Origin of the sequence: Tropicimonas omnivorans (assembly GCF_031846565.1) — a bacterium.
Taxonomy (GTDB): Bacteria; Pseudomonadota; Alphaproteobacteria; order Rhodobacterales; family Rhodobacteraceae; genus Tropicimonas_B; species Tropicimonas_B omnivorans.
Map to the genome: position 1 here is coordinate 68,359 of NZ_JAVRHL010000002.1, position 16,520 is coordinate 84,878.

Consider the following 16,520-nt stretch of genomic DNA (forward strand, 5'->3'; position numbering starts at 1 on the left):
GGGCCCGCGGCTTATTTTGTGCCGTTTTCGTGAAATCGCCACCGGGCGGCTTGCATGGAGGGGCCGCGAGGATCAGCATGGGAACAGGTATAAAGGATTGCAGCACCGGAGCGCGCATTTGGGACTAAGCCCCCTCGTCACCCCTCCCTCGGACGACGTCATGGAGACCTCGCTGGAGTTCTCCGACAACCGCCTTCTCGTCGAACTGTGCGGGGAGTTCGACCGCAACCTTGCCCAGATCGAGAAAGGCCTCGGCATACAGATCACCCGACGCGGCAACGTGCTCGGCCTGATCGGCCCGGCCGATGCGCGCGCGCGGGCGGAGGTGATCCTGCAACAGCTCTATGAGCGGCTCGAGGCCGGGCGCCCGGTCGAGGCGGGCGACATCGACGGCGCCCTCCGCCTTGGCACCGATCCCGGAGAGCCGTCCGCCAGCCCGACCGACCAGCTCGAGATGTTCCAGGGCGGCCGGATCGAGATCAAGACCCGCAAGAAGATCGTCGAGCCCCGCACCGATGCGCAGAAGGCCTATGTGCGCGCGCTGATGGGCAACGAACTGGCCTTCGGCATCGGGCCCGCCGGGACCGGCAAGACCTACCTTGCCGTCGCCGTGGCGGTGAACCTCTTCATCGGCGGCCATGTCGACCGGATCATCCTCGCGCGTCCCGCCGTGGAGGCCGGGGAGCGGCTCGGCTTCCTGCCCGGCGACATGAAGGAGAAGGTCGATCCCTACATGCAGCCGCTCTACGACGCGCTGAACGACTTCTTCCCGGCCAAGCAGCTGCCCCGACTGATGGAGGAGAAGCGCATCGAGATCGCGCCGCTCGCCTTCATGCGGGGCCGGACGCTGGCGAACGCGGCCGTCGTCCTCGACGAGGCGCAGAACGCCACGGCGATGCAGATGAAGATGTTCCTCACCCGTCTCGGCGAAGGCTCCCGGATGGCGATCACCGGGGACCGCTCCCAGGTGGACCTGCCGCGCGGCGTCGTGTCCGGCCTGTCCGAGGCGGAACGGCTCCTGAAGAACGTGGAGGGCATCTCGTTCAACTACTTCACGTCGAAGGACGTGGTGCGGCACCCGCTCGTCGCGAAGATCATCGAGGCCTACGACAAGGATGCGCCGCCGGCCTGAGGGCGGGCGGCATCGCGCATGGGCGTCGATCTCGTGACCGAGGCGGAGGACTGGTCCGTCCTGCCGCTGGAGGAGCTGGCGGAGCGCGCCCTCGCGGGCGTCACGGCGGAGCTGGGCCTGCCCGGAGATGTCGAGATCTCCCTTCTGGCCTGCTCGGACGACCGGATCGCCGTGCTCAACGGCGAGTTTCGGGACAAGCCGAAAGCCACCAATGTGCTCTCCTGGCCCGCCGAGGACCTCGCGCCGGACACGCCCGGAGAGCCCCCCTTGCCGCTCCCGCCGCCCGATTTTCCGGGCGAGCCTCCGTTTCTCGGGGATATCGCCCTGGCCTTCGAAACCTGCGCGGCGGAGGCGGAAGCGGGCGGCAAGCCGCTTGGCTCCCACGTGATGCATCTACTTGTGCATGGCATCCTGCACTTGCTGGGGTATGACCATGTTACCGATTCGGATGCGGTCTTGATGGAATCCACGGAAGTCCGGATACTTGGACAACTGGGTGAGCCGGACCCATATGGATCGGAGTCGGCCTCTCCCACGGGGCGGTATTTGGAATAGGGAAGGATGACGGACTCAACCGACGCATCGTCTCCGGCGGCGCAGAGCGCGCAGGATGACGAAGAGGACGACCAGAGGCGCGGCTTCTGGAACAAGCTGGGCGACTGGTTCGGACCCGGTGAGGATGAAGGTGACGAGATGGGGGACGCCGACGGCCGCTCCGCCGGCCGTATGGTGGCGCCGGGTCTTCCCGGCCTGTCGAACCTCAAGCGGATGCGCGTCGAGGACGTTGCCATACCGCGGGTGGAGATCACCTCCGTGCCACTCGACATCACCCGTGACGGGCTGGTCGACGTGTTCCGCGAGAGCGGCAACAGCCGGCTGCCGGTCTACGAGAACACGCTCGATACGCCGGTGGGCCTCATCCACCTGAAGGATTTCGCGCTTCGCTACGGGTTCAACGGTCATGGCGAGGACGATTTCGACATCCAGTCGCTGGTGCGCCCGCTGCTCTACGCGCCGCCCTCGATGCCGATCGGCGTCCTTCTGCAGAAGATGCAGACGGACCGGCGGCACATGGCGCTCGTGATCGACGAGTACGGCGGCGTCGACGGTCTCGTGACGATCGAGGACGTGATCGAGCAGGTGATCGGCTCCATCGAGGATGAGCATGACGTCGACGAGGCGGCGCTCTGGTCCGAGGAGAAGCCGGGGGTCTATCTCGCCTATGCGCGCACGCCGCTATCGGACTTCGAGGCCGATGTGGGCCTGACCTTCGTCGATCCCGAGGAGGCCGAGGAGATCGATACGCTCGGTGGCCTCGCCTTCATGATGGCCGGCCGGGTGCCCGCGCGCGGCGAGGTCCTGCAGCATGACAGCGGCGCCGAACTCGAGGTCATCGACGCGGACCCTCGCCGCATCAAGCGTCTGAGGGTCAGGCTGCCGGGCTGACCCGGATCGCCGGTCATGCGAGACAAAACGGCCGCCGGAGCGATCCGGCGGCCGTCTTCATTTCGGGATCGGGGCGTGGGTCCACACGGGCTCCGGGGCTGAACGGGCCCGCGCCGGAGATCCTACACCATCGGCGCGATCCGCAGGTGCCCATGCGCGAAGGAAAGCTTGTCCCGGACGCCCTGCGGCAGGACGAACGGATAGAGATCGGGCAGGTTCACCGCGCGGTTCACGTGGTTGACGGCGATGGTGATCGGGATCGCGTAGCTCAGCAGGCTCTCGCAGGACGTCTCGGCATAGGCATCGTATCCCGGCGGCGGACCGCCCGTTCCGAGAGACAGCCCGGCCGCCGCGGCGCTGTCCAGAAGGTCCGTCAGGTGCAACAGGTGCGCGATCGTCTCCGCCCAGTCTTCGTGCGGATGCGAGGTAGCGTAGGAGGTTATATGGTCCTCCCCCGGAGCGCCTGGATCGGCATAATGCCGTTTGAGCGCCTCGCCGTAATCGGCGCGCTCGTCGCCATAAAGAGCCCTGAAACCTTCGAGGAAATCGGGATCCTCCGCGAGGCGGAGCTGCAGGAAGTGCGCCATCTCGTGCCGCATGTGGCCGATCATGGTGCGGTAGAGCTCGCCCAGCTGTTCCCTCCGCTCGGCGCGGACCGCCTCGCTCGCCTCGGAGACGTTGATCGTGATGGTGCCGTCGGCGTGCCCCATGATGACGCTCGCCTGACCCGTCGCCGTCTGCTCTGACAGCAGGCGGAAAACCGGGCGCCGACCTGTATCGGAGGAGGTGAACCAGCCCCAGCGCGCGAGGTTCGCGAGCATCCAGCGCTTCGACAGTTCGGTCTGCGCCCAGAGAGGCACGTTGTCCGGCTCGCGCACATCGGGAACGACTTCGGTCATGGCGCAGGACCGGCAGAGGTCTCCCTCTTCCGCGATCCAGTTGCAGCCGATCCGCTCCCGGTTCGCACAGAACTCAGCGCCGACACGCATTTCCTGCGCATCGGGATCGAAGGCCACTGCCTCGCCGCAGCGGCAGACCGAGTTGCGGAAGTAGAGCGGTGCCGAACAGGCGGGACACCGGAAGATCTGCATCTGGGAAATCCTTGTCCCTGCGTTACCGCGTCGAACACCGTTTGCGGAAGCGGGTTCCGTGCCTCGCGGCGCCGTGACCGCCAGGGACACCTCTCGCGCGGTCTGTTCCCTCCGCCCGGCCGCTGTGGCATGGCCTCCCCCGTAGAGCCGCGAGGACGGAGAGTGTCATGGACGAAGCAGTGCGGAGCGACGTGCCAGGGCGGCCCTGGCGGACCCGCCTGGCCTGCCTTGCCGTCGGCATCGTCGCGGCAACAGGGCAGGCACCGCTCTCATGGCCCTGGCTGTCGCTCGCGGCCTTCGCCGCCGCGATCTGGTTGATCTCGGGCGCATCTCACTGGCGGTCCGCCGCGTTCCGGGGCTGGCTCGTCGGCACCGGCTACTTCGCCGCGTCCCTCCACTGGATCGTGGAGCCGTTCCTGATCGACATCGCGCGGCACGGATGGATGGCACCGTTCGCGCTGCTGTTCTGCGCCATCGGCTTTGCGCTCTTCTGGGGCGGGGCAGGGGCCCTTGCCGGCGCCCTCGGCCCGGGTCGGGCGGGCCGGGCCGCGCATCTCGTGCTGTGGCTTACGGCGGCGGAGATGCTGCGCTCCGTACTCTGGACGGGCTTTCCCTGGGCGCTCATCGGTCACATCTGGATCGGCGCGCCCCAGATGCAGATCGCAGCCCTTGGCGGGCCGCATCTCCTGTCCCTCCTGACCCTTGCCGCAGCCGCGCTTCCGGCGCTTCTCGGGCCCTCGCGCATCGCGCTCGGGGCCATCGCCGGCGCGGCCCTCGCCGCCGCGCCCGCGGCTTACGGCATCTGGCGCGTGCCTGCCGGGGCCGTCGGGGAGCCGCAGGCCACCGTCCGCCTCGTTCAGCCCAATGCGCGGCAGGAGGAGAAGTGGATCCCGGAGCGTGCCCGCGCCTTCTTCCAGCGGCAGCTCGAACTGACCGCCGCCGCCCCGCCGGGCCCCGCGCCCGACCTCGTCCTCTGGCCGGAGACCTCGATCCCGTGGCTTCTCGAGGACGCAGGAGAGGCCCTTCAGATGATCGCGGAGGCCTCCGGCGGCCGGCCCGTCGCGCTCGGCGTCCAACGGATCGAGGGCGCGGTCTACTACAATTCCCTCGTCGTGCTGGACGGGCAGGGCGGGGTGACGGACCTCTACGACAAGCATCACCTCGTGCCGTTCGGGGAGTACATGCCGATGGCCTCCCTTGCCGCTCGGGTCGGCCTCTTCGGACTCGCGGCCGGGGAGACGGGGGGCTACGCCTTCGGTCCCGGCCCGCGGCTGATCGACTTGCCCGGCGCCGGCCGTGCGCTGCCGCTCATCTGCTACGAGGCGATCTTTCCGAACGACGTTGCCGCCGCGCCCTCCCGCCCGGACTGGCTGATGCAGGTCACGAACGATGCGTGGTTCGGCCAGATCTCCGGCCCCTACCAGCACCTGGCGCAGGCGCGCCTGCGCGCGGTGGAGCAGGGCCTGCCACTTGCGCGTGCCGCGAATACGGGCGTCTCGGCGATGATCGACCCGTTCGGCCGCGTCACGGGCGCGCTGGGGCTGGGGGAGGCGGGCTTTCTCGATGCCGCGCTCCCGGCGCCCCTGCCGCCGACGCCCTATGCCAAGGTGGGGGACTGGCCGGTGCGGATCGGCCTTATCCTTTTGCTCACCATGCTTCTTCTTTTGTCCTCGCGAAAACGCGAGCGGAGTTGACCGCGGTCCGGCTCGGGCGTAACCCTCTGTCTCGGTCCGTCACAACGGCTTCCTGGCGTGGCGGCGTAACTCAACGGAGCATCCCCGCACATGAGCCGGCTAGACTATACCTTCACCTCGGAGTCCGTTTCCGAAGGGCATCCCGACAAGGTCTGCGACCGCATTTCCGATGCGATCCTCGACGCGCTTCTTACCGAGGAGAAGGAGGCCCGCGTCGCCTGCGAGACCTTCGCCACGACGAACTGCGTCGTCATCGGCGGCGAGATCGGCCTTGCGGACAAGGACCGGCTTCAGGACGTGATGAAGAGCGTGGAGGGCATCGCCCGCCGCTGCATCCGCGACATCGGTTATGAGCAGGAGAAGTTCCACTGGAACACCTGCGAGATCCAGAACCGCCTGCACGAACAATCCTCCCACATCGCGCAGGGCGTGGACAAGGACGGCGCCGGCGACCAGGGCATCATGTTCGGCTATGCCACGGACGAGACGCCCGAACTCATGCCGGCGCCCATCCTCTATTCCCACGCGATCCTCAGGCGACTTGCGGAGGTCCGCAAGGCGGGGCAGGAGCCGACCCTCCGGCCGGACGCGAAGACCCAGCTGTCGCTGCGCTATGCAGGCGGCAAGCCCGTGGAGGTGACCTCCGTCGTGCTGTCCACCCAGCATGCCGATGAAGGCCAGACCAGCGCCGACATCCGCGAGATCGTGGAGCCCTACATCCGCGAAGTGCTGCCCGCGGGCTTTCTGACCGAGGCGACCGAATGGTGGGTGAACCCGACAGGGACGTTCGTCATCGGCGGACCTGACGGAGATGCCGGTCTCACCGGGCGCAAGATCATCGTGGATACCTATGGAGGCGCCGCTCCCCATGGCGGGGGGGCGTTCTCCGGCAAGGATCCGACGAAGGTCGACCGGTCCGCAGCCTATGCCGCGCGGTATCTCGCGAAGAACGTCGTTGCGGCCGGTCTCGCCAAGCGCTGCACGATCCAGCTCTCCTACGCCATCGGGGTGGCCAAGCCGCTGTCGATCTATTGCGAGACCTACGGAACGGGCCAGGTCGACGACGTCGCCATCGAGAAGGCCATCCGCGCCTCGATGGACCTGACGCCCCTCGGCATCCGCACGCATCTCGAACTCAACCGCCCGATCTACGAACGCACGGCCGCCTACGGCCATTTCGGCCGCGCCCCCGAGGCGGATGGCGGGTTCTCCTGGGAACGCACGGACCTCGTCGGCACATTGACGTCCGAGATCTGACGCGAAGGGACGGCGGCCGGGGGGCGCTACCTGCCGGCCGCAGCCCTCCGGGAGACCAATATCGTTTCGAGACGGGGGGCTACCTCGGCCCTGAGCCGGAGCTGCCTCTTTAAGTAAAATGGTGCGCTTCTCGACGGCCGAAGCTGCCGTTCAGGCAGCGTGCGGCGGAGGTCTGGAAGGAGCCCAAACCGGTCAGTGGCGGCTTATCCATAGCTGCGCCAGATCGAAAAACGATAGGCTTTGTCTGCGTCCATTCGCGTCCGACGGTGTCAGCTTGTCGGTCGAAGAGAAAAAGCCGCGCAGGTCCAGATCTCCCTGCAATGCGGCTTCACATATTTCACAGGCAGTTTGCCGATCTCCGCAACAGATCCGCTCCAAAACACGGGTCATATGATAGCGATATGGTTCCTGCGGTCTTTCGTCTGCAATAGCGCGGGCTAGATCATATTCTTGCCACAGGCTGACCATACGCGGGATGCGCTCGGCAAGCTGGACCATCTCGCGAGCAAATTGCTCATGTGATGCAGGTGGTTCCAGATCTTGCTGAAGTAGTGCGGGACTGTCGCAGGTGAAGGCTCCGGTGAAATGAAAGCTCGCTGGCTGCAGATCATTTCCTTCAATCTGCAGGATTGGCCATAACATGTGGTCCCAAGCGGCTGGCTTTGCCCGGAACTCGATCCGTCCTATCGATCCCCTTCGGGGATGCACGGCGAGGAGGTGGTCATCCATGCGCTTTGAAAGCACATCCCGTTTCACGGACCAGCCGCTTCCTTTTGCTGCTGTCCGAATAGCTTTCGCAAGCATGTCGCTCACTGGCGTCCTTTCAAGTCACTGTGAGCGGAGGATTACGGCATACCTGACCGGCCGCAAGGTCCGCACTGCTGACCTTCCGGCTTGGCGCAGCGAAGGGCCGCATTCGGGGCGGCCGGCTGACCAGAGGCGAAGCTTTTGGCGCAAAGGGCAGAGCCGTCTGGTTCTGTATACATGACCGGGGGGGGAGGAGCGCCGCTGCGCGCGCCGGGCGCACCCCTTGCCTCGCGGCGGAGCGGTCCGGGAGCCGAGGCTTTCACGTGAAACGCGGCAGATGTCCCGAGGCGGGCGGGGGCCGTCCGTTTGCCGTCGTCATTCCGTCCGGGCAGTCCTGCAACCCGGCTTCCCCGGTTTTGCACAGCTGAAGGTTGCATTTGACGCAAGGCCCCGGAGCGCGCAGTTTCGTGGTTCCACGCAATCGTCCGAGGATCGAGCCTGAATGACCCGTCCGAGCGGTCTGACCCACCGTATCGAACTGATCACCGCCCTTCTGGACGTGACGCCGTCGCTGCGGCTGCGGGACGTGGCCGAGCAGCTTGGCGTGACGGAAATGACCCTCAGGCGGGATGCGGCCTCGTCCGGGGCGGGGTTTGCCTGCCGCGGCGGGTACATCGTGCCCGACCGGTACGATTTCGATGCGCAGATGCAGCGGGCGATCGAGGCCAAGCGACAGGCGGCGGAGCGCGCGCTGGGGCTGGTGCCGCAGGATGCCTCCGTCTTTCTCGATACCGGGACGACGCTGCCGCATCTGGCGCGGCTCCTGGCGCAGGGCCGGGCGGCGCGGATCGTGACCCACTGCCTGACGCTGGCGGATCTGCTGCAGGGACGTATCGAGGTCGAGCTTCTCGGCGGGTCGGTTAAGGCGCCGACGCGGTCCTGTCACCCCGGCGATCCCGAGGCGGCACTCAGGCCCTACCAGATCGACATGGCGTTCCTCTCCGCCGGCGGGATGGACGGGCAGGGCCTGCTGTCCTGCTCCCACGACTACGAAATTGCGCTGAAGCGGGCGGCGCTGGCGAAGGCGCCGAAGACGTTCGTCGTCATGGACGACAGCAAGCGCGGGCGTACCCGGCCAGCCGGCTTCGCCCGCGTTTCCGATCTGGACGGGTTCGTCACCGAGAGCGGGGTTTTTACCGGAATCGGTTGACAGGGACGGTGCTTTCCTGATCCTCCTCGGGAGTAATGTTGCGATCCGAACAGAAACGGGTCGCAGCGGTGAGGAGGAGCCGCCCGGGAGGGGCGGTGCACAATCGCGGCCTTCGGGCCGCACAGGGAGGACATCATGAAACTTCACGTCACAACGATCGCCGCGATGGCCGTCGTCGCCGCCAGCGCCGCGACCGCACAGGACCAGGCCGTCGATACCAGCGCCATCAACCAGGACCTGATCCAGACCGACGAGACCTACAGCATCGCCACGGTGGTGAAGGTCGACGGCATCGCGTGGTTCGACCGGATGCGCGAAGGCGTCCAGCAGTTCGGCGCCGATACCGGGCACGACACCTGGATGGTCGGTCCCAGCTCGGCCGATGCCGCGGCGCAGGTCCAGCTCGTCGAGAACCTCATCGCCCAGGGCGTCGATGCCATCGCCATCGTGCCGTTCTCCGTCGAGGCGGTGGAGCCGGTGCTGAAGAAGGCCCGCGATCGCGGCATCGTCGTGATCAGCCACGAAGCGTCCAGCATCGAGAACGTCGACTACGATCTCGAGGCGTTCGACAACCTCGCCTACGGTGCCAAGCTGATGGATGAGCTGGCCGCGCAGATGGGCGAGACCGGCCAGTACGTCGCCACGGTCGGCAGCCTGACCTCCAAGTCCCAGAACGAGTGGATCGACGGCGCCATCGCCCGTCAGGAGGAAGCCTATCCCGACATGGAGATGGTGACCGACCGTCTCGAGACCTATGACGACGCCAACACCGACTACACCAAGCTGAAGGAAGCGCTGACCGCGCATCCGGACATCACCGGGATCGTCGGCGGCCCGATGCCGACTTCCGCCGGCGCCGGCCGCCTGATCGCCGAGAGCGGGCTTCAGGGTCAGCTTCATTTCGCCGGTACGGGCCTGCCGTCCGTCGCGGGCGAGTACATCCAGAACGGCGATATCAACTATATCCAGTTCTGGGATCCGGCGGTCGCGGGCTACGCGATGAACATGCTTGCCGTTGCCGCGCTCGAGGAGCGTGACGATCAGATCGCCGAGGGGCTGAACCTCGGTCTCGAAGGCTACGACAGCCTGGGCGAAGCCAGCGAGGACCGGTCCAACGTGCTCTACGGCTCCGGCTGGGTCGGCGTCACGAAGGACAACATGGATCAGTACAACTTCTGATCCGTCGCGCCCTCTGGCGGCGCGGGGTGGGCTCCGGTCCTCTCCGCGCCGCCACCCACTTGCGGAGATAACCCCATGGCATCGCCCCCCCTGATCGAGCTTCGGGGCATCTCGAAGCGGTTCGGCGGCGTTCGCGCGCTCGACGACGTTTCGATGAGCCTCGCGCCCGCCGAGATCCACTGCCTCGCCGGAGAGAACGGGTCCGGCAAATCCACGCTCATCAAGGTCATTTCAGGGGTCTATCAGCCGGACGGTGGGGAGATCCTGATCGACGGGGAGGTCGTGGACAAGCTTGACCCCGCCGCCTCAATCGCGCGGGGCGTTCAGGTCATCTACCAGGATCTGTCGCTTTTTCCGACCCTCACGGTCGTCGAGAACCTGTTCCTGAATACCTATCTGCGGGAGCGCCGCCGCGGCGTCGACTGGGGCCGCGGACGAAAGATGGCGAAGGAGGTGCTCGAGCGCCTCGACGTCTCCCTCGACCTCGATGCGAGCGTCGAGACGCTCTCCGCCGCCGGGCGCCAGATCGTGGCCATCGCGCGCGCGGTTCTGGCCGATGCCCGGCTCATCATCATGGACGAGCCGACCACCGCGCTGACCGGCCGCGAGGTGGCCCGGATGTTCCGCATCGTGAGGGACCTACAGGCCCAGGGGATCGCGATCCTCTTCGTCTCCCACAAGATGCGCGAAATGCTGGAAATCTCGGAGCGTCTGACCGTCTTCCGCAACGGCAGCAAGGTCGCCGAAGGGCCGATCGCCGAGTTCGACGAACGCAAGATCACCCGCGCCATGACCGGGCGGGATCTCAATACCGGGCGGTTCGCGGCGCCCGAGGTCAGCCCCGGCACGACGCCGCGGCTCGAACTTCGGGGCGTCGGGATCGGCAAGGACGTGCGGGACATCTCGCTTCAGATCCTGCCGGGCGAGGTCGTCGGCCTGTCGGGCCGGATCGGAGCGGGGCGTACGGCCCTCGCCAAGGCGATCTTCGGTCTCGGCCAGGAGGTGACCGGGGACATTCTGGTGGACGGCAAGCCCTACCGGCCGGCATCCGTCACCGAGGCGATCGACGCGGGCATTGCCTATGTTCCGGAGGACCGTCTGTCGGAGGGGCTCTTCCTCAGCCGTTCGATCCAGGACAACGCCATTTCCGCCGCGCTCGACGGCTACGCGCCCCGCCTCTGGATCGACCGCAAGCGCGCCCGCGACGAGACCCGGGCGATGTTCGATGACATGCAGATTTCCGCGCCCGGACCCGAAGTTCCGGTCTCGACCCTGTCGGGCGGCAACCAGCAGCGCGTCGTCATCGGGCGCTGGCTGATGACCGATGCCCGCGTCCTGATCCTGAACGGGCCGACGGTCGGCGTCGATGTCGGCTCCAAGGAGCAGATCCATTCGATCATCCACGGCCTGACCCGCGACAAGGGCCTCGCCGTCATCATGATCTCGGACGACCTTCCCGAGCTCGCGGCCAACTGCAACCGCGTCCTGGCCATGGCGGACGGGCGACTGACGGGGGAGCTGACGGGCGACGCGCTCACCGAAGACGCCCTCGAGACCGCGCTGTCCGCCGAAACCGAAGGGGAGCCCGCATGAGACTCTTTCACAACGCGGACGTGCTCATCGCGCTGATCCTCGTGGTCGCCATGGTCTTCATCGGCCTCGTGAACCCCGCATTCTGGCAGATGGCGAACCTCTTCAGCTTGCTGAAGGCCAACGTTGTCATCGGCCTGATGGCGCTCGGGGTCCTCCTGGTGATGATTTCAGGCGGGATCGACGTGTCCTTTCCGGCCTTCGCCGTGGCGGGAATGTACATCGTGGTGCGCGGGATGGTGGAGTTCGAGTATGACGGCGTCGTCATCCCGTTCCTCTTCGCGACCGTGATCGGTGCGCTCCTCGGCCTCGTGAATGCCGGGATCATCCACAAGTTCAACATGATCCCGCTTATCGTGACCCTCGGCACCGCCTCCGTTGTGCGCGGTCTGGTGCTCGGCGGGATCGGCACCTCCAACGTGAACATCAACCAGATGCCCGATGCGCTCATCGCCTTCGGCCGCACGGATGTGCTGACGCTGGAGCGGGCCAACGGGACGACGTTCGGCCTGACCGCGATGATCCTCGTCTACATTGCCGCGGCGCTGGTCATTCACCTGCTTCTCACCCGCACGATGATCGGCCGCTCCGTCTATGCCTACGGCGCCGATGCAGAGGCGGCGAAGCGCGTCGGCTTCAACACCGGCCGCACGATGATCTTCGTCTACTGCACGGCTGGAGCGCTCGCGGGCTTCGCGGGGCTCCTGCACTCGTCGATGATCTGGCTGGCCAACCCGCGGGACTTCGTCGGGCTGGAGCTGGACGTGATCGCGGCCGTGGTGCTTGGCGGCGCCTCGATCTTCGGCGGACGGGGGAGCGTTCTCGGGACGGTCATGGGGGTGTTCATCCTCGTGATGATCCAGAACTCGCTGATCCTCATGGGGATCGACACGACGTGGCAGAGGGTCGTGGTCGGCGGGATGCTGATCGTCGCCGTCGCAATCACCGCTCTGCGCGACCGCCGCGCGCTGGTCTGAGGGAGAGCCAAACCATGAGCGATACCAAGACCACCGCGTCCGGCTCCGATGTCAGGGGAACCCTCGTCCGCGCCAGCGGCAACACCAACGTCCAGCTCGGGGTGATCTGCATCCTCGTCCTCGTCGCCATGACGGTGATGCGGCCGAACATGTTCCTCTCCTCCTACAACTTCGAGTCCATGGCCTTCTTCATGCCGGAGCTGGGCATCCTCGCCATCGCCATGATGATCGCGATGCTGACCGGCGGGATCGACCTGTCGATCATCGGCGTCGCCAACCTTGCGGGGATCACCGCGGGCACGGTCTTCGGCTGGGTCGCCGGCGAAGCCGGCGCCGGCTCGCTCGGCGTCGCGCCGGTGGTTCTCGGGGTCGGGATCGGCCTCCTGGTCGGCGTCCTTGCCGGCCTGATCAACGGTCTGCTCATCTCGGGGCTCAGGATCACGCCGATCCTTGCGACGCTCGGCACGGGGCAGGTCTTCATCGGCCTTTGTCTCGTCCTGACGGGCGGCCCGGCCATCGTCGGCTTTCCGGACCCCTGGACCTGGCTCGGCAACGGCAAGATCGCCGCGATCCCGGTTCCGCTCATCCTCTTCGTGATCGTCTGCATCGGGCTATCGCTGCTCCTGTCGCGCACGTCCTTCGGGCTGCGGCTCAAGCTGATCGGGACCAACCCCAAGGCGTCCCTCTTCGCGGGGATCGAACGGGGGCGGATGATCGTGTGGTCCTACATGCTGACGGGCGGCCTCGCGGCGATGGCCGGCATACTCCTGTCGGCGAGGACCAATGCGGCAAAGTCCGACTACGGCGCATCGTACCTGCTTCAGGCCGTCCTGATCGCGGTCCTCGGCGGGACGAACCCTGCGGGCGGTCGCGGCAACGTCCTCGGTGTCGCGCTGGCGGTGATCTCCCTGACGCTGCTGTCCTCCGGCTTCCAGATGATGCGGGTGTCCAACCACCTGATCGACTTCGTCTGGGGGGCGTTCCTGATCGTGGTGATCGCGCTCAACTCGCTGCGCCGTGGACGGGGGAAATGACGATGTGCGTGACGATCCCCCTCGCTCCCGAAGCCTTCGGCCCGGCTCCGCGCGAGCTTGCCAGCGGCCACGGGTTCACGGTGGCCGGCTGGCGCACCGGCCTCGGCATCGCCGTTCTGCGGATCGCCAACGGGCGGGGGCATGTCGACGTGCTGCCGTTCATGGGGCAGATGCTCTGGGACGGTGTGTTCGACGGGGTGCGCCTCACGATGGACAGCGCCTTCCCGGAGCCGCGTCCGGCCAGTTCGATCGTGGAGACCTATGGGTGCCTTGCCTACCATAGCGGGCTTCTGACCAATGGCTGCCCCGGCCCGGATGATACCCATCCCCTGCACGGAGAGATGCCGTGCAAGGCGATGGAAAGCGCGCGGCTCGAGATCGGTGAGGACGGGGAGGGCCCCTTCGCCCGGATCGCGGGCCATGCGGATCACGTCCTGGGCTTCGGCCCCCATTACCGGGCGCGGCCCTCGATCACGCTCAGGGGCGGAACGACGATCGAGATGGCGATGGAGGTGGAGAACCGCTCCGCCCTGCCGATGGAGTTGATGTACATGTGCCACGTCAACTTCGCCTTCGTGGCGGATGGCGTGATCCACCAGGCGGCGCCGTTCTCGCCTTCGCGGACGCGGGTGCGAACGGACGTCCCGGCGCACGTGACCCCGACGGAGGCCTACCGCGCGTTCCTCAGCGAGCTGTCCGAGGCGCCGAGCAAGGGCCGTCGCCTCGATGAGCCGCAAAGCTGGGACCCGGAGCAGGTGATCTACGTGGACCGTCCGGGAACCGATGCGGACGGCTTCACACATGCGATGCTGGAGCGCCCGGAGGGGGACGGGTTCGCCATGTCCTTCCGCCCCGCCGAATTCGACCACATGGCCCGCTGGATCCTCCACGGTGCGGATGCGACGGTCGCGGCGTTCGCCTTGCCCTCGACCTGCGAGCCGGAGGGCTATCTGGCAGAGAAGGCGAAGGGCAACGTAAAGACACTCGCCCCGGGCGAGGTGCGCAGCTTCGCCGCGCGGTTCGGTTACGTCACGCAGGACGACGCCGCCCGGCTGGCCGACACGATCGCCGCCATCGGCGGAGAAGGAGACGACGAATGACTGACAGGATTGCCGTGGTTGGATCGAACATGGTCGACCTGGTCACCTACGTGGAGCGGATGCCCGATCGCGGCGAAACCGTCGAGGCGCCGGATTTCGCCCAAGGCTTCGGCGGCAAGGGCGCGAACCAAGCGGTCGCGGCCGCGCGGCTCGGGGCTGACGTGGCGATGGTGACCTGCATCGGGGACGACATGTTCGGCCCGCTGGTCCGGCAGAACCTCGTCGACAGCGGCATCGATGTGACCCATGTCCGCAAGGTGGACGGGGCGGCCTCCGGAGTCGCGCCGATCTTCGTCGAGCCCGACGGGGAGAACGCGATCCTGATCGTGAAGGGGGCCAACGCCTCGCTCTCGCCGGCCGACATCGACGCCGCCGAGGAGACGCTGAAGGATCGCGACGCGATCCTGCTTCAGCTCGAGGTCTCTCTCGAGACGGTCTATCATGCCGTGGCCTTCGGCGCGAAGCATGGCGTGCCGACGATCCTGAACCCCGCACCGGCCGATCCCCAGCTCGACATCTCGCGGCTGTCCGGGCTCGACTGGTTCTGCCCGAACGAGAGCGAACTGGCGCTGCTCTCGGGGTTGCCGACGGGGACGGATGACGAGGTGATCGCGGCGGCCCGCTCGCTGATCGCCAGGGGCATCCGCAACGTCGTAGTAACGCTCGGCGGCCGCGGCGCGCGGCACGTGACCGCGGACGACGTGACGGACATCGCGCCCGTTAAGGTCGAGCCGGTGGATACTACGGGCGCCGGAGATGCCTTCATCGGCAGTTTCGCGCGCTTTCTGAGCGCCGGCGAGGCGCCGGACGCGGCCCTGGCCCGCGCGGCGCGCTATGCGGCCCAGTCGATCACCGCGCGCGGCACCCAGACGAGCTATGCCGACGCGGCGGGGTTCGAAAGGTTCTGCGCGGGGCTGCCGCAGGACTGACCTCCGCAAGAGCGCGACCCGAAGGCATCCCGATGCCGCCCGAGCCGGAGGACGCGCCTCCGGCCCACCCGATGAGAGAGGCCACGATGACAGACCATCAGATGCTTGAGAGCCGGACCGCGGGAGCGGGCAGCTCTTCCGCCGGCCTCCTGCCGGCAGCACTCGAGACACCGAAGGCGGGGCGCAACCCGGTGATGCCGCTGACGCTCTCGATGTTCGAGGGGCACGCGGTGAACCGGTCCGCCGCGGAGCGCCGGGCCGCGACGCTGGGCGCGCGGCGCTCGGTGAAGAAGGATTACCAGGCGGCCTGGCTCGTCAACGCCGTGCGTTGCGTGGACCTCACCACGCTCGCGGGCGACGACACGGGCGACCGCGTCCGCCGGCTCTGCGCCAAGGCACGCCAGCCCATCGCGCCGCGCATCATGGAGGGCCTCGGCCTCGGCGGGATGGACCTGCATGTGGGCGCGGTCTGCGTCTATCCCACGATGGTCCCCCATGCCGTCGCCGCGCTCGAGGGAACGGGCATTCCCGTCGCGTCGGTCGCGACGGGCTTCCCGGCCGGCCTCATGCCCCTCGACCTGCGCTTGAAGGAAATCGAATGGGCGGTCGCGGAGGGCGCCCACGAGATCGACATCGTCATCACGCGCGAGCATGTCCTTCGGCAGGACTGGCAGGCGCTCCACGACGAGATCCGCGCCATGCGCGAGGCCTGCGGCGCGGCGCACATGAAGGCGATCCTCGCGACGGGGGACCTCCAGACCCTGCGCAACGTCTACGCCGCCTCGATGGTCGCGATGCAGGCGGGAGCGGATTTCATCAAGACCTCCACCGGCAAAGAGGGCGTGAACGCGACGCTCCCCGTCTCCCTCGTGATGATCAGGGCGCTGCGCGATTACGGCGCCGAGACGGGCTACCGCATCGGCTTCAAGCCCGCCGGCGGGATGAAGGCGGCCAAGGAGGCCATCGGCTGGCAGGTCCTCATGAAGGAGGAGCTGGGCCGGGACTGGCTGGAGCCGGACCTCTTCCGCTTCGGCGCCTCCTCGATGCTGGGCGATATCGAACGCCAGCTCGAGCATCACGTCACCGGGCGCTACGCCGCCTCCCACCGCCACGCCGCGTCGTAAGGGCCCCGAG

Annotated in this window: 15 protein-coding genes and 1 riboswitch; of the genes, 13 read left to right on the forward strand and 2 right to left on the reverse strand. The window is 67.3% G+C overall.

Annotation, left to right across the window (positions count from 1 at the left end; all coding sequences use genetic code 11):
• Positions 1-160 precede the first annotated feature (160 nt).
• From RM543_RS05605 to RM543_RS05615, 3 genes are read left to right on the forward strand one after another with little or no spacing between them, the layout of a single operon-like run.
• Positions 161-1,132 carry a PhoH family protein gene (locus tag RM543_RS05605; protein WP_116086758.1) on the forward strand — a complete coding sequence of 324 codons (972 nt, stop codon included), beginning with the start codon at positions 161-163 and terminating at the stop codon, positions 1,130-1,132.
• Positions 1,133-1,150: 18 nt separating this feature from the next.
• Positions 1,151-1,687, forward strand: a complete 537-nt coding sequence (ybeY, locus tag RM543_RS05610; RefSeq protein WP_311689928.1) for an rRNA maturation RNase YbeY — start codon at positions 1,151-1,153, stop codon at positions 1,685-1,687.
• A 6-nt stretch (positions 1,688-1,693) separates the two neighbouring features.
• Positions 1,694-2,578, forward strand: coding sequence for a hemolysin family protein (locus tag RM543_RS05615; RefSeq protein WP_311689929.1), 885 nt, complete (start codon positions 1,694-1,696; stop codon positions 2,576-2,578).
• A 122-nt stretch (positions 2,579-2,700) separates the two neighbouring features.
• On the opposite strand, the gene RM543_RS05620 is transcribed toward RM543_RS05615, so the two are convergent.
• Entirely contained in the window at positions 2,701-3,669 is a 969-nt protein-coding gene (locus RM543_RS05620; RefSeq protein ID WP_311689930.1) for a zinc-binding metallopeptidase family protein, read from the reverse strand.
• Positions 3,670-3,836: 167 nt separating this feature from the next.
• Here RM543_RS05620 and lnt point away from each other — a divergent pair, with 167 nt between their 5' ends.
• Positions 3,837-5,363: an apolipoprotein N-acyltransferase gene (lnt, locus tag RM543_RS05625; RefSeq protein WP_311689931.1), complete on the forward strand. Its 1,527-nt coding sequence runs from the start codon at positions 3,837-3,839 to the stop codon at positions 5,361-5,363.
• A gap of 33 nt (positions 5,364-5,396) precedes the next feature.
• Positions 5,397-5,444, forward strand: a riboswitch (SAM-SAH riboswitch).
• A gap of 9 nt (positions 5,445-5,453) precedes the next feature.
• Complete coding sequence (gene metK, locus RM543_RS05630) at positions 5,454-6,620, forward strand: methionine adenosyltransferase (protein ID WP_311689932.1); 1,167 nt, start codon at positions 5,454-5,456, stop codon at positions 6,618-6,620.
• A gap of 192 nt (positions 6,621-6,812) precedes the next feature.
• On the opposite strand, the gene RM543_RS05635 is transcribed toward metK, so the two are convergent.
• Positions 6,813-7,433 carry a hypothetical protein gene (locus RM543_RS05635; protein ID WP_311689933.1) on the reverse strand — a complete coding sequence of 207 codons (621 nt, stop codon included), beginning with the start codon at positions 7,431-7,433 and terminating at the stop codon, positions 6,813-6,815.
• 436 nt (positions 7,434-7,869) lie between these two features.
• Between RM543_RS05635 and RM543_RS05640 the strand changes: the two genes are divergently transcribed.
• From RM543_RS05640 to deoC, 8 genes are all read left to right on the forward strand, one after another.
• The gene (locus tag RM543_RS05640; protein WP_311689934.1) at positions 7,870-8,577 is read left to right on the forward strand and encodes a DeoR/GlpR family DNA-binding transcription regulator; all 708 of its coding nucleotides are present in this window, start codon (positions 7,870-7,872) and stop codon (positions 8,575-8,577) included.
• A 135-nt stretch (positions 8,578-8,712) separates the two neighbouring features.
• On the forward strand, positions 8,713-9,756 hold the full coding sequence (locus RM543_RS05645) for an autoinducer 2 ABC transporter substrate-binding protein (RefSeq protein ID WP_311689935.1): 1,044 nt from the start codon (positions 8,713-8,715) through the stop codon (positions 9,754-9,756).
• 75 nt (positions 9,757-9,831) lie between these two features.
• The gene (locus RM543_RS05650) at positions 9,832-11,349 is read left to right on the forward strand and encodes a sugar ABC transporter ATP-binding protein (RefSeq protein ID WP_311689936.1); all 1,518 of its coding nucleotides are present in this window, start codon (positions 9,832-9,834) and stop codon (positions 11,347-11,349) included.
• Entirely contained in the window at positions 11,346-12,323 is a 978-nt protein-coding gene (locus tag RM543_RS05655) for an ABC transporter permease (RefSeq protein WP_311689937.1), read from the forward strand. Before RM543_RS05650 ends, RM543_RS05655 begins: the two co-directional genes overlap by 4 nt.
• 14 nt (positions 12,324-12,337) lie before the next feature.
• A complete protein-coding gene (locus tag RM543_RS05660) occupies positions 12,338-13,357 on the forward strand; it encodes an ABC transporter permease (protein ID WP_311689938.1) in 1,020 nt (339 codons plus the stop codon).
• Positions 13,358-13,365: 8 nt separating this feature from the next.
• Complete coding sequence (locus tag RM543_RS05665; RefSeq protein WP_311689939.1) at positions 13,366-14,457, forward strand: DUF4432 family protein; 1,092 nt, start codon at positions 13,366-13,368, stop codon at positions 14,455-14,457.
• On the forward strand, positions 14,454-15,386 hold the full coding sequence (rbsK, locus tag RM543_RS05670) for a ribokinase (protein WP_311689940.1): 933 nt from the start codon (positions 14,454-14,456) through the stop codon (positions 15,384-15,386). Before RM543_RS05665 ends, rbsK begins: the two co-directional genes overlap by 4 nt.
• A gap of 194 nt (positions 15,387-15,580) precedes the next feature.
• Entirely contained in the window at positions 15,581-16,510 is a 930-nt protein-coding gene (deoC, locus tag RM543_RS05675; protein WP_311691316.1) for a deoxyribose-phosphate aldolase, read from the forward strand.
• Positions 16,511-16,520: the final 10 nt, after the last annotated feature.

Bases quoted from the DNA above. Each gene is read 5' to 3' on its own strand.
- rbsK (WP_311689940.1), top strand. From the start codon at position 14,454: ATGACTGACAGGATTGCCGTGGTTGGATCGAACATGGTCGACCTGGTC.
- RM543_RS05645 (WP_311689935.1), top strand. From the start codon at position 8,713: ATGAAACTTCACGTCACAACGATCGCCGCGATGGCCGTCGTCGCCGCC.
- RM543_RS05660 (WP_311689938.1), top strand. From the start codon at position 12,338: ATGAGCGATACCAAGACCACCGCGTCCGGCTCCGATGTCAGGGGAACC.
- RM543_RS05650 (WP_311689936.1), top strand. From the start codon at position 9,832: ATGGCATCGCCCCCCCTGATCGAGCTTCGGGGCATCTCGAAGCGGTTC.
- ybeY (WP_311689928.1), top strand. From the start codon at position 1,151: ATGGGCGTCGATCTCGTGACCGAGGCGGAGGACTGGTCCGTCCTGCCG.
- RM543_RS05620 (WP_311689930.1), bottom strand. From the start codon at position 3,669: ATGCAGATCTTCCGGTGTCCCGCCTGTTCGGCACCGCTCTACTTCCGC.
- lnt (WP_311689931.1), top strand. From the start codon at position 3,837: ATGGACGAAGCAGTGCGGAGCGACGTGCCAGGGCGGCCCTGGCGGACC.
- RM543_RS05640 (WP_311689934.1), top strand. From the start codon at position 7,870: ATGACCCGTCCGAGCGGTCTGACCCACCGTATCGAACTGATCACCGCC.
- metK (WP_311689932.1), top strand. From the start codon at position 5,454: ATGAGCCGGCTAGACTATACCTTCACCTCGGAGTCCGTTTCCGAAGGG.
- RM543_RS05605 (WP_116086758.1), top strand. From the start codon at position 161: ATGGAGACCTCGCTGGAGTTCTCCGACAACCGCCTTCTCGTCGAACTG.
- deoC (WP_311691316.1), top strand. From the start codon at position 15,581: ATGCCGCTGACGCTCTCGATGTTCGAGGGGCACGCGGTGAACCGGTCC.
- RM543_RS05615 (WP_311689929.1), top strand. From the start codon at position 1,694: ATGACGGACTCAACCGACGCATCGTCTCCGGCGGCGCAGAGCGCGCAG.
- RM543_RS05655 (WP_311689937.1), top strand. From the start codon at position 11,346: ATGAGACTCTTTCACAACGCGGACGTGCTCATCGCGCTGATCCTCGTG.